Source organism: Haloarchaeobius pelagicus (assembly GCF_051207375.1).
In the GTDB taxonomy this organism is placed as follows: Archaea; Halobacteriota; Halobacteria; order Halobacteriales; family Natrialbaceae; genus Haloarchaeobius.
Genome location: NZ_JBPJZD010000001.1, coordinates 2,117,776 through 2,129,918, shown reverse-complemented (window position 1 = coordinate 2,129,918; position 12,143 = coordinate 2,117,776). Strand labels below are relative to the sequence as shown.

Below are 12,143 nucleotides of genomic sequence, written 5' to 3'. Positions count from 1 at the left end.
AATCTAATTCTATCGTGTGGTTCGGTGTTACGACTGGTGAATGGGTCGAACCACCGCGACAGTCGACCAGAATCCGCAGGTTACCCATCCAGCAGCGAACTCACCACCCGCGCCTCCGCCCGGCGCAACAGTTCGTTCGCCGTACTCGGCGAGCAGGAAAGCGCCTCCCCGATATCCTCGAACGACGCCTCCCTGGGGGTTTCGTAGAACCCGAGGTCGTGGGCCGCTTCCAGTGCCTCGCGCTGGCGGTCGGTGAGCCGCGAGAGCGCGGCGGGTTCCCCGGGCCGATACCCACCGGTCCACTCCACCTCGATGGGAACCTCGACCTGGGTCACGTCCGCGAACGCGGCCTGCAGGGCGTCACCGTCGCCCGCCACCGTCACGCAGAGCCCGTCGTCGGTCACCCGGAGCGGCGGGTCCAGCAGTAGCCGATGCTCATCGAGGATGCGGAGCAGCGCGCTCACCGATTCCTGTTCCGCGACGTTCACGAACACGTAGTACTGGTCCGGTCCCGCCGAGACCACGTCGTGTTGCAACACCTCGTCGTGGGCCGTGAGGACCTCCCCGATGGCCGCCTCGTCGCCACCCGAGACGCGATACAGCATCGCGTAGGTCCCGTCCGCCAGCCACTCCAGGTGCTGGATTCCCTCGCGGGTCACGCCCGGAATCCCCGCGAGCGCTTCGTCCACGCCCGGGAACGCGCCCGCTTCCGGTCGGAGTCGCAGCCCAACGGACTTCATGGCCGTAACTGGCGTCGCAATCGCTTATAAAATCGTGGTCGAAAATCGCGTTCAGTACTCGAACTCGGTGTCTATCTCCGAGGCGTTCTCGGTCATCACGACCGCCGCGTTGGAGTACTGGAGCACCTTCTGCATGTCACCGTCGAGGTCGAATCGCCCGCCCATCATGCCCTCGATGGCGTCGAGGTCGCCGTGGACCAGTTCCTTCCAGTCGGAGTAGCTGCCCCTGAAGGCGAAGCCCCAGTCAACGTCGTCCTCGCTGTCGACCTGCTTCGCCTCGGTGCACTCGCCGTCTTCGAGGTCGACGTAGAGGATGACGGGCTCGCCGTCGTACAGGGTGTCGGGCTCGATGACGAACAGGAACGAGCCGTTGAAGCCGACGCCCCAGCCCGCGCCGACCTCGCTGTACTTCTCGGACTCGTTGAGCTTGTCCTGCCACGCGTCGATCCACTGGCCCGCCTCGCTGGGCATCGCGATAGTCATACTCGTGTCTTCTCTCTGTGGTGTCTTACTCGTTCCGCCGGATGGAGTCGTGTCTTTATGTTGCGGTCACGAATCGTTTTGTATCTGGTCTCGGTACGGTTCGAGTATGTCCGATGCAGCCCTCCAGCGGACGATTCGACGCGGCATCGCACTGTTGCTAGTCCCCCTCTGTCTCCGGGTGATACAGTTCCGGAACTTCCACGCGGAGAACGGTGTCCAGTGGCGGTTGCTCCCCGACGTGTTCACGTTCTGGCTACCGTCGTTCTTGCTCGTCGGGGCGGTGCTCTATCTCGTCGGCTCGTTCTTCGCGGTCGTCGTTCCGGAACGCAACGAGACGGATACGGTTGCTGAGGACTGACGGCCACTCGACTGTCGATAGAAGCACGGTCCGGTGGTCTCGTGTAGTCGTTAGAATCGATACCCGTAGGGGGTATGGCGGGACGGCTTGACTCGTAACGGCGACAGGGAAATCGGTCAGAACGTATCGCAGACCGGAATCCCGACCGTATCGTAGTCGCCCAGATTCTCGATGACGCCGGGCACCTCGTCCAGCGAGATGCGCTCGCTCACGATACGACCGGGTTCCAGCTTGCCCGTCTCCATCATCCGGAATATCTCGTCGTACTCGTTCGGGGGCGTCCCGAACGAGCCGTAGAACTCGCGCTCGTCGGTGACCATGGTGTCCACCGGGAGTGACACCTGCCCGCCTTCGTCACTCGTCGTCATGCCGATCTGGAGGTGCTGGCCACCCTTGCCCAGCGAGTTCATCGCGTTCTGGCAGGTCTCGGCGATGCCCAGTGCGTCGACCGCGATGTCGGCACCTCTCGACGACTGGGTGTGCTTCTTCACCGCCTGGGGCACGTCCTCGACTTCGGTCACGTCCACGACCCGGTCCGCGCCGAGTTCACGGGCGCGCTCCAGTTTCTCCTCGGCGAGGTCCACTGCGATGACGTTCGCCCCCAGTGCATCGGCGATATGCACAGCAGAAAGGCCGACGCCGCCACAGCCATGCACAGCAACCCAGTCGCCGGGGGTCACGTCGACCCGGTGGACCAGTCCGTGGAAGGCGGTGGCGAACCGGCAGCCGAGGCCGGCCACGTCGACGGGGTCGACCCCGTCGGGTAGTTTCACGACGTTGTGGTCGGCGTTCCTGACGGGGTAGTACTCCGCGAACGCGCCGCCCTGGATGGGGAGGAATCCCATCGGGACCGAGCGTTCGCAGATGTTCCCGCGGCCGCCGCGGCAGTGGTGACACGAGCCACAGCCGAGGTTGAAGGGGTTCGTGACGCGGTCGCCGGGGCGGAAGCGGTCGACGTTTTCGCCGACCTCGACGACGGTCCCGGCGGGTTCGTGGCCGAAGACGAGCCCCGGTGTGGGCATCATCCCGATCCACTGCCAGTCGCCCTGCCAGGCGTGCCAGTCGCTGCGGCACACCCCGCAGGCTTCGGTCTCGACGACGATTCCGTCCGCGTCACACTCGGGTCGGTCGACCTCCTCGACCGACAGCGGTTCACCGGTTCCCTTGAAGACGACTGCGCGCATGTGTATGGGGAATCCTTCAGGGTGCGATAGCTTAAAGTTAATGATTAAATATTATAAAAATGGCCGGTGCGGTCGCTCGGGAGCCGCAGAAACGCGGGGGAGAGCCGGCGCTCAGCCCAGGTTCGGGATGTCGCCGAAGCTCATCTTCACCGTCTTCGTCTGCTGGTAGGCTTCCATGGCCTCGACCGCGAGCTCGCGGCCGATACCGGACTGCTTGTAGCCGCCGTAGGGCGCTGGCTCGAACATGTCGTTGTAGGTGTTCACCCAGACCATCCCGGCTTCGAGGTCGCGCGAGACCTCGTGGGCCGTGTTCAGGTCCGAGGTCCAGACCCCGGCCGCGAGCCCGTACTCGGTGTCGTTGGCGCGCTCGACCACTTCCTCGGTACTCTCGAACTCGAACACCGCCAGCACCGGTCCGAACACCTCGTCACACGAGAGTTGCGAGTCGTCGGCCACGTCGCCGAAGACGATGGGAGGAACGAACGGCGCATCCGCCAGCTCCTCCGGAACCGGCTTCTCCAGCAGGACACTCGCACCCGCAGCTTTCGCGGTCTCGACGTGGTCCTGCACCTCCGCCTGGTGGTCGAAGTCCACCATCGGGCCAATATCGGTGAGGGGCGACAGCGGGTCGCCCACGTTGAGTTCCTCCACGCGGGCCGCGAAGCGCGCCATGAACTCGTCTCTCACATCCTCGTGGAGGAACAGCCGCGAGCCGGCGGTACACTGCTGGCCCTGATTGAAGAAGATACTCACGAGCGTCCCCTCGACGGCTTCGTCGAGGTCGGCATCGGGGAAGACGATGTTCGGGCTCTTCCCGCCCAGCTCCAGCGACACGGGGTGGATGTGCTCGGCCGCGTTCCGCATCGCGGCCTGTCCCGCACCGGTCCCACCGGTCAAGCTCACCTTTCCGACGGCCTCGTGGCCGGTGATGGCGTCGCCGACCACGCTACCCGCGCCAGTGACGACGTTCAGTGCACCCGGCGGGAGCACCCGGTCCACGATCTTCGCGATCTCCAGCGTCGAGAGCACCGCCCGCGAGGACGGCTTGTAGACGACGCTGTTGCCCGCGGCGAGGGCGGGCCCGAGCTTCCAGGCGACGAACATCGCGGGGAAGTTCCACGCGCTGATGCAGCCGACGACGCCGTAGGGCTCCTGTCGCGTGTGGATGAGCTTGTCGTCGCCCGAGGGCGGGACCCGGCCCTCGTCGGCGGTCCGGGCGAGGCTCGCGAAGTGCCGGAACTGGTCGATGAGGATGGTCGTGTCGACGAACAGCGAGTGCTTGTTCGGCTTTCCGACTTCGAGACTGTCCAGCCGGGCGATACGGGTCTTCTGGGCTTCGAGTTCGTCGGCGATCTCGTGGAGCAACTCGGCGCGCTGCTGGGGCGTCTTCTCGCCCCACGACCCCTCGAAGGCGTCCTGTGCGGCCGCCACGGCGTGGTCCACGTCTTCGCGGGTACCCTGCTGGAAGCGCGCGAGTTCCTCGCCCGTGGTCGCGTCGGTCGTCGCGGTCGTCTCACCTGATTCGCTCGCGACCCACTCGCCGCCGATGAGGTGGCCGTACTCGTCCTCTGGGATGGCGTCGGCCGCGACGGTGCGGTGCTTCTCCAGGACGGCTTCGGGCAGGCTCATTCCGCAAGCACCTCCCGGTCGAGCGTGATTCCAAGCCCCGGCCCGTCTGGTGGCGTCACGTACCCGTCGTCGTGGTCGAGGGTCTCTTCGAGGAGGAAGTCACGCGCCTCGGAATCCCACGGCGGCTCCATCGGGAACTCGCACCACGGCGACCCGGCGACGGCCATCACGTGCAGGTTCGCCGCGAAGCCGATACCGTTCGTCCACGTGTGGGGGACGAACTCGACACCGTGGTCGGCGGCTCTCGCGGCGACGGTCACGCCACCCTGAATCCCGGTCGCCAGGGCCGCGTCGGGCTGGACCACGTCGAGTGCGTCCCGCTGCAGGAACTCGTGGAAGTGGTGCAGGCCGTTGTTGAACTCGCCGCCGGCGATGGGTACCGTTGTCGCCTGTCGCAGTCGTGCGTAGTTGTCGTACTGGTGCCGGGGGAGTGGCTCTTCCAGCCACTCGATGCCGCCCACGTCCGCAAGTTCACGGGCGAAGCGCAGGGCGTCCTTGTACGACCAGCGGTCTTCCTCCTGCATGATGCGGACCGACCAGCCCTTGTTGGCGTCGACCATCAGGGGGAGGTCCGGGAAGGCGTCGCGAATCTCCCGGACGATGTCGATGTCGTCGGTCCGCGTGACCCGGAGCTTCACCGCCTGGAAGCCCTCGTCGACCCGGTCCTGGATGTACTCGATGCGTGCTTCGGCGTCTTGCACCTCACCCGTGCTGGCGTAGCAGGGAATCGGGTCGTCGCTCCCGCCGAGGATCTCGTACACCGGCTTCCCGGCTGCCTTCCCGATGATGTCCCACAGCGCGAGTTCGATGTGCCACGGTCGGGGGCCGATGAGGTCGATGCTCTCCAGCTTGCGTCGAATCGCGTCCACGTCGTGGGGGTCCTCCCCCGTGAGAAAGAGCGACAGCGGTGTCTCGTACTCCAGGCCGCCGGCGAAGCTCGGACTGGCTGTGATGCCGGTGATGCCCTCGTCGGTCCGTATCTCGAACAGTTCCACCTCGTGGCTCGACTGGGGATAGCCCGGAATCCACGTCGGCTCGAACGACCCGTCGAGCGGGTGGCTCAGATGGTGCTGGGTGACGCCGGTTATCTGCATATGCCACTAGCTCACACGCTATTCACCTAAGGATTCAGACGGATGGGTGGGGGTCTTTATCAGCGGGTCAGCGCCGGAGCGTCGCCGTCACGGCGCGGTGGTCCGAGTCCTCGCCGTCACCGTGAACTCCTGTCTCGGCGACCGACCAGCCGTCAGCCGTCCAGACGTAGTCGATGCGCATGGTCGGGTCGGCTGCCGGCCACGTTCCACCACCCTGTTCCGGCTTGCCGGCGGCGACCCACGCGTCGGTGAACGCGTCGGCCATGACGCTGTAGGCAGGGTCGTTCCCGGGTTCGACGTTGAAGTCACCGAGGACGATGGTCTCCTCGTCTGAGCCCGCGAGGTCGACCACCGCCCGCGCTTCCTCGCCCTGCATCTCGATGGCCTCGGGCGTCCCCTCCTGCTGGGTCTGGAGGTGGGTCACGACGACCGGGAGGTCCCCGGCCGGCGTGTCGAGGGTCACCCGGAGTGCGAGCCGGGGCGGCGACTGGTACGTCGGCAGCGAGACGAGTTCGCTCTCCGTGACCGGCCAGGCCGACAGAATCGCGACGCCGTAACTCGCCGCCGAGGTCGGTGCCCCGTAGTGGTAGTGATAGCCCAGTCGCTCGGCCAGCCAGCGCACACCGTGGACGTTCCCGGAGGTGATTCGGTTGCCTTCGGACTCCTGCAGGCCGACGACGTGGGCCCCGCTCGCTTCGATGACCGACAGCACCTCGTCGAGGTTGTACTCGCCGCGGTCGCCCGCCAGGAACTGGTGGACGTTGTAGGTCATCGCGGTGAGTTCGGTCCCGTCGGGTTCGCTGGCGGTCCCGAGCGTGCTGGGGAGCGCGAGCGTTCCAGCCCCCAGCGCGGCCGCCCCGACGGCGCTCATGGCCGACCGCCGGGCGGGGTCGGGCGTCGGCTCTCGCCCGCCCGCGGTGGTTCCGGGCCCGTGGTCCACGCGGAGGCCCTGGGCGAGGACGGACACCGGGAGTAACGCGCCCAGCACGAACAGGAAGTGTGCCGCCCGCCCATGGGTCAGTGCGAACACCGGCCCGGGCATGTACTCCGCATTGAGTGCGGAGACGTGCAGGAACAACACGACGACCGCCAGCACCTGCAATCCGAGGGTCGCCAGCCAGCCCCGCGATGCCGTTCGAGCCCCCGCCACACCCTGTGCGAGGAGGGCGACCGCGAGCGCCTGCGCCGGCAACGCGGCGACCGACCCGAGCAGGTCGAGCCAGAGGAGGTCGGCCAGCGAGAGCAGGAACAGCCCACTCAGCACGGGGACGGTCGTCCGGTCGGGCACGCCCCGGACGGCGAGATAGCCGACGCCGACCACGAGGCCGGCCACGGTGGCACCGGCGGTGAGTTCGTACGACCGGAGTTGCCACGTCGCGAGGACGGCTGGCGCGCCCAGGAACGCGGCTTCGACGAACACGAACAGCGCCAGTGGGGTGACGTCTACAGACGTTGCCGGCAGGCTCTCTCTCACCGTCCAGAGCGTCGAGGCGGCGACGAGCACACCGGTCGCGAGCAGCAGCCCCTTCCCGACGGTCGTCGCGTAGACCGGCGAGACGCCGAGCGCGCTCCTGACCGCGACCAGCGCGAGCAGCCCTGTCGCTGCACCGGGTGCAACGCTCGTCGGCGAGCGTCGAAGCGCGACGGCGAACAGGGGAAGCACGATGAGCTGGACGGCCAGCGTCGCGAGGACCGCCTGGGCTGGCGGTGTGAGCATCGAGACCGCGAGCAGGACAGGGATGGTCACCGACGCGGCCGCGAGTAGCGTGTCTCGACGGGCACCCGCCGCGCCGACGAGCGGGAGTACCCACGCGCTCGCCAGCAGGAACATCAGGAGGGCAGTCGCGTTCGGGCCAGCCAGCGAGAAGTTGAGGAGGTAGATTCGCGAGACGGTCTGTTCGAACGTCGCGACTGCGACGACGACGAGGGCCGCCACGGCGAGCGCCACGTGCAGAGAGTCGGTGCGTGAGGTCGTCGATGACACGGGTCGATATATATTCAATCTGTACGGCCGTGAAAGATGTTACGGCCACGTTTCGTCGATAAACGGGGACGGCGTAGAACCGCGAGGAACGGTTCGATGGTTCTCGCGTCTCAGGTGCGGATTTCGAACCGTGCGCCCCCTTCCTTGCTCGAGACGAGGTCGAGCTCCCAGCCGTGGGCCTCGGCGACGAGTGCGACGATGGCGAGGCCGAACCCGGTCCCGTGCGGTGCGCCCGTGACGCCGCGTTCGAACACCCGCTTCCGGTCATCCGGCGGGATGCCGACGCCATTGTCCTCGACGAAGAACCCCACGTCCGGGTCGTCGAGCCGACCCACGCGGACCGTGAGCGGTTCCTGGTCCTCCTCGTCGCGGCCGTGTTCGACAGCGTTCCGGAAGAGGTTCTCGAACAGCTGTTGCAGGCGGACGGCGTCCGCGTCGACCGTCTCCAGGTCGTCGTCGAGACACAGGGCTGCGTCGCCGGTGTCGACCACGCCCCAGGAGACGGTGGCAGTGGCACCGAGGTCGAGCGGCTCCGTCTCGCCGAGGACGCGACCCTGACGCGCCAGTTCGAGTACGTCGGTCACGAGGTCGTCCATCCGGTCGAGCGCAGCACGGGCCCGCGGAATGTACCGAAGGTCCTCGTCCTCTGCTGCCAGCGAGAGGTACATCATCGCGACGGAGAGCGGGTTCCGCAGGTCGTGGCTCACCACGCTCGCGAACTCGTCGAGCCGTTCGTTCTGCCGGGCGAGCTCGGTCTCGCGGTCGCGGAGCGCCTGGAGGCGGTCGAGCCGGTTCCACATCGTCTCGACGGTCGCCGCCAGGACCTTCCCGAGCGCCTCGTCACCGGGTTCGAGCGTCGGGTCGGTCGTCCCGACCACCACGACGCCGTGACGGCCCAGCGGGAGGACGAAGTCACCCCACGGGACGCGGTCGCCGGACGACATCATCTCGCGCACCTCGGTCAGTACCTCGTCCCCGACGAAGGCCTGCCAGGCCGCCCCGTCGTCGCGTGGTATCGGGCCTGGCTCGCCCGCGACCGTGACGAGGTCCTCGGACCACGCGCGGGGGACGAGTTCGTCGGTCTGCGGGTCGAAGCCGTATACGCACGTCAGCGAGTAGTCGAGCACGTCCGCGAACAACTCGACGGCGAGCTCGGCGAGGGCCGTCGGGGTCTCCGCGAAGAGCAGGCGCTCGGTCCCGTGGTACAACGCCGAGAGGCGCTCGACGTATCGCCGGGCGTCGGTCACGTCCGTCGCGATGTTGATGACGCCCTCGACCTCGCCCGACTCGTCGAAGAGGGGGGCGTGGGTGACCTCGTACAGGAGGTGTGTCCCGTCGACCTCGACGCGGAGCTCGGAGGTGAGGGTCTCTCCAGTCTCCATCGCCTGCTGGTCGTTCGCCCAGGCCACTGCGGCCGTCTCCGGGCCGATGACGTCCTCGAGGGTCCTCCCGAGTATCTCGGCACTGCCGGGCCCGTCGGCGGCGTCTGCGGCCCCGTTGAGAAAGCGATGTCTTCCGTCCCGGTCCTTGATGGTGACGACGTCGGGCATGGCATCGACGACGCTCCGCAGGTGGCGCTCGCTGGTCCGGAGGGCCGCAATCGAGCGTGCCTGGCCCAGGGCGTGTCCGATGATAGTCCCGAGTGCATCCAGTCTGTCCGGGCTGACGCGCGGGCCGACGAGGACGAGCACGCCTTGTAACTCGTCGTCGCTCGTGAGGGCGACGACGACCTCCGCCGTGGAGTCCTCGCCGGGGTCCCGTGCTATCGCCGTGGCGAGTCGCTCGCTCGCATCGGCGGGGAGGGCGGTGACGGTTCCGGCGGTCGCGCTGGCTGCCTCGTCGGCTTCGATCGCCCATGCACCGTCGCAGGCCCCGCAGTGGACCAGCGCGTCACAGGTGACGCGGAGAGCTTCTACGTCGGTCGTGGCCTCGGCCAGTGCCGTCGCCACCGCGCCCACCGGGTCCATCGCAGACGGACCAGTGGGCGGAATGTGCCGGGTCAGCCGACGAACCAGCACGCTCGGGTCGTCGACGATGGTCGCGGTCGCCAGCACTTCGGTGACGTCTCTCGCCAGCGCGTCGCGGGCAACCTCGTCGTCGTCCGCGACGAACACACGCACGGTGTCGCCGACGCCACCGGTGAGGGCGTCGAGCAACTCGATACCGCCGTCGCCGTCGAGGGTCGTCCCGACCACGAGGCACTGGACGTCGTCGTCGAGCGTCGACAGGGTCTCAGAGAGTGTCGTCGTCACGACGACGTCGTAGCTGCCCTGGTCCTCGAGAGTGGCCGACACATGTTCGGGCCACTTCTCTCCGGACCCATCGGCGAGACAGACCCGGACCGTGTTCATACCAGAGAGTTGGTGGGGAGGGCAGAAGACCGTTACTAGCCGATGGAACCCCACAGAGGCCGCCAGTCGGGCGTTGGAGTCGACCCGGTCGCCCGGTTCCAGGAGAAACGTGTAAATCACTCGCTGTCGAGTTCCCAGTCGTGCGATTGATTGCGCATCGCGGCTTCGCCGAGGAAGCCCCCGAGAACACCGTCTCGGCCGTCGAACACGCCGTCGCCGCCGGCGCGGACGTGGTCGAGGTCGACGTCCGACGGTGTGCCTCCGGCGAGGTCGTCGTCCACCACGACGAGACCATCGACAGGGTGACCGACGGGAGCGGTCGGGTCGCCGAGCACTCCTTCGCCGACCTGCAGGCGCTCTCGGTGCTGGGCTCCGGCCAGAGCATCCCGTCGCTGGCACAGGTACTCGACGCGCTCCCCGCCACGGTCGGGGTCAACGTCGAACTCAAGGAGACCGGGCTGGCAGCCGACGTGGCCGCCCTGCTCGCGGACCACGAGGGAGAAGCGATGGTCTCCTCGTTCCAGGAAGCCGCGCTCCGCGAGATGCGCGAGGCGGATTCAGCGATTCCGACCGCCTACCTCACCGACCGGTTCCGCGACTGTCCCGTCTCGACCGCCAGTGACCTCGGCTGTTCGTTCGTCCACCCGCACTACCGGCTCTGTCTCCTCTCGCGGCTGGTCGAGCGCGCCCACGACGCCGGCATGGAGGTGAACGTCTGGACCATCCGGCACGGCGCGATCGCTCGATTGCTCGCGGTTCGCGGGGTCGACGGCGTCACCTCGGACCGCAGCGGGATTCTGGACTGACGGGGCGGCAGGCGGCAGGCGGCAGCCCGAACGCTCACTCCAGGTGGTCGTAGGTACGCTCCAGCCTGACCATCGGCTCCGGGTAGTCCGTGCCGAGTTCGACACCGGACTCGTGGCGCTGGTGGCGGGGCATCGTCCACGGCTCGTGGGCGTACTCGGCCGGGAGCGACGCCAGTTCGGGAATCCACCGTTTCACGTACTCGGCGTCGGGGTCGTACCGGTTCGCCTGCCAGACGATGTCGAAGTACTTGTCTCGTGAATCGTTACCGACGCCCGCGATGTACGCCCAGTTCCCGTAGTTCGAACAGGGGTCGTAGTCGACGAGCTTCGTCTCGAAGTAGGCCGCACCCCGTCGCCAGTCCAGGCGCAGGTTGTTGGCGAGGAACGAGGCGGCGTTCTGGCGGGCGCGATTGCTCACGTACCCCGTCTCGTTCAGTTCACGCATGGCGGCGTCGACGAACGGGATGCCGGTCTGGCCGGTCGCCCACAGCCGGAACCGCTGGTCGTCCCAGAGCCATCGGATGTCGGTGCGGTTCCGGATTCCCTCCCGGCGGAAGTGCTGGCCCCCGTGTTTGACGAACTGGAACTGGAAGAAGTCGCGCCAGCAGAGCTCGAACACCAGCCAGTACGTCGACTCGTTCGCGACCCGTTCCACCTCGTACCGCTTCACCTCGTCGTAGACGTACCGCGGCGAGAGACAGCCCAGCGCCAGCCACGGCGAGAACTTCGAGGAGTACTCCGCCCCGACGAGGCCGTTCCGCGTCTCCTTGTACTCCCGCAGGTGGTCGCCCTCCCAGAGGTACGATTCGACCCGCTCCAGTGCACGTGTCTCCCCGCCCTCGAACGGCAAGGCCCCCCGTTCATCGGCGGTCGCTGGTTCGGTCCCGCAAGGGGCAGTCGGAATGTCCCCCATCGCTTCGCCTCCAGTCTCGGCTCCGCCCACAGTCACCGGCAGCGGCGGCAACGCCGGAACCGGGAGCGGGTCACGGATCGTCGACTGGTCCTCTACGGCTTTCCGGAACGGCGTGAACGTGTCGTCGATGAGCCGGGCGTCGGTCGGCAAGTCGTCGAGGTGGTACAGCGTGTGGCCCCAGTGCGACTGGACCTCGACGCCCTCGTCGGCCAGGGCGGCGGTCACGGCCGACTCGACCGCCCGCTCCTCGTTCGTGGGGCCGGTCGAAAGGTGGAGCTCGTCGGCGTCGTGGGCGGCAGCGAGTTCAGGGAGGATGTCCTCGGGCTTCCCCTCGCGGACCACCAGCCCGCTGCCGTGCTCGTGGAGTCGCTCGCGCAGGTCGGCGACGCTCTCGGTGATGAACCGCGTCCGGAACCCCCCGGTCTTCTCGAACGAGAACGAGTGTGGCCCACCGTACTCCTGTTTCCCGAACTCTCGCGGGTCGAAACAGTAGACCGGTAACAGGTCGTCTGCCGCCGACGCGGCCACCAGCGCCGGATTGTCGTGACAGCGAAGGTCCCGGCGGAACCAGACGAGAGCTGTCTGTGTCATGCCGGTAGTA

10 protein-coding genes are annotated in these 12,143 nt (G+C 67.4%); 2 read left to right on the top strand and 8 right to left on the bottom strand.

Features of this window, described 5'->3' with window-relative positions; translation table 11 throughout:
* Nucleotides 1-80: 80 nt before the first annotated feature.
* Both ACSC1S_RS11135 and ACSC1S_RS11130 read right to left on the bottom strand, forming a co-directional pair.
* Nucleotides 81-740 carry a helix-turn-helix domain-containing protein gene (locus tag ACSC1S_RS11135; RefSeq protein WP_435364350.1) on the bottom strand — a complete coding sequence of 220 codons (660 nt, stop codon included), beginning with the start codon at nt 738-740 and terminating at the stop codon, nt 81-83.
* Nucleotides 741-791: 51 nt separating this feature from the next.
* Nucleotides 792-1,223, bottom strand: coding sequence for an SCP2 sterol-binding domain-containing protein (locus ACSC1S_RS11130; protein WP_435318934.1), 432 nt, complete (start codon nt 1,221-1,223; stop codon nt 792-794).
* Nucleotides 1,224-1,329: 106 nt separating this feature from the next.
* Between ACSC1S_RS11130 and ACSC1S_RS11125 the strand changes: the two genes are divergently transcribed.
* The gene (locus ACSC1S_RS11125; RefSeq protein WP_435364349.1) at nt 1,330-1,581 is read left to right on the top strand and encodes a hypothetical protein; all 252 of its coding nucleotides are present in this window, start codon (nt 1,330-1,332) and stop codon (nt 1,579-1,581) included.
* Between the two features lie 116 nt (nt 1,582-1,697).
* Here the strand turns inward: ACSC1S_RS11125 and ACSC1S_RS11120 are convergent, their stop codons facing one another.
* From ACSC1S_RS11120 to ACSC1S_RS11100, 5 genes are all read right to left on the bottom strand, one after another.
* Complete coding sequence (locus tag ACSC1S_RS11120; RefSeq protein ID WP_435364348.1) at nt 1,698-2,765, bottom strand: zinc-dependent alcohol dehydrogenase family protein; 1,068 nt, start codon at nt 2,763-2,765, stop codon at nt 1,698-1,700.
* 111 nt (nt 2,766-2,876) lie between these two features.
* Complete coding sequence (locus ACSC1S_RS11115) at nt 2,877-4,394, bottom strand: aldehyde dehydrogenase family protein (protein WP_435364347.1); 1,518 nt, start codon at nt 4,392-4,394, stop codon at nt 2,877-2,879.
* On the bottom strand, nt 4,391-5,488 hold the full coding sequence (locus ACSC1S_RS11110) for a mandelate racemase/muconate lactonizing enzyme family protein (RefSeq protein WP_435364346.1): 1,098 nt from the start codon (nt 5,486-5,488) through the stop codon (nt 4,391-4,393). Before ACSC1S_RS11110 ends, ACSC1S_RS11115 begins: the two co-directional genes overlap by 4 nt.
* Nucleotides 5,489-5,555: 67 nt before the next feature.
* Nucleotides 5,556-7,436 carry an endonuclease/exonuclease/phosphatase family protein gene (locus tag ACSC1S_RS11105; RefSeq protein ID WP_435364345.1) on the bottom strand — a complete coding sequence of 627 codons (1,881 nt, stop codon included), beginning with the start codon at nt 7,434-7,436 and terminating at the stop codon, nt 5,556-5,558.
* 146 nt (nt 7,437-7,582) lie between these two features.
* Nucleotides 7,583-9,823, bottom strand: a complete 2,241-nt coding sequence (locus ACSC1S_RS11100) for a sensor histidine kinase (protein ID WP_435364344.1) — start codon at nt 9,821-9,823, stop codon at nt 7,583-7,585.
* 140 nt (nt 9,824-9,963) lie between these two features.
* Between ACSC1S_RS11100 and ACSC1S_RS11095 the strand changes: the two genes are divergently transcribed.
* Nucleotides 9,964-10,629, top strand: a complete 666-nt coding sequence (locus ACSC1S_RS11095; protein WP_435364343.1) for a glycerophosphodiester phosphodiesterase — start codon at nt 9,964-9,966, stop codon at nt 10,627-10,629.
* A 34-nt stretch (nt 10,630-10,663) separates the two neighbouring features.
* On the opposite strand, the gene ACSC1S_RS11090 is transcribed toward ACSC1S_RS11095, so the two are convergent.
* Complete coding sequence (locus ACSC1S_RS11090) at nt 10,664-12,133, bottom strand: DASH family cryptochrome (RefSeq protein WP_435364342.1); 1,470 nt, start codon at nt 12,131-12,133, stop codon at nt 10,664-10,666.
* Nucleotides 12,134-12,143: the final 10 nt, after the last annotated feature.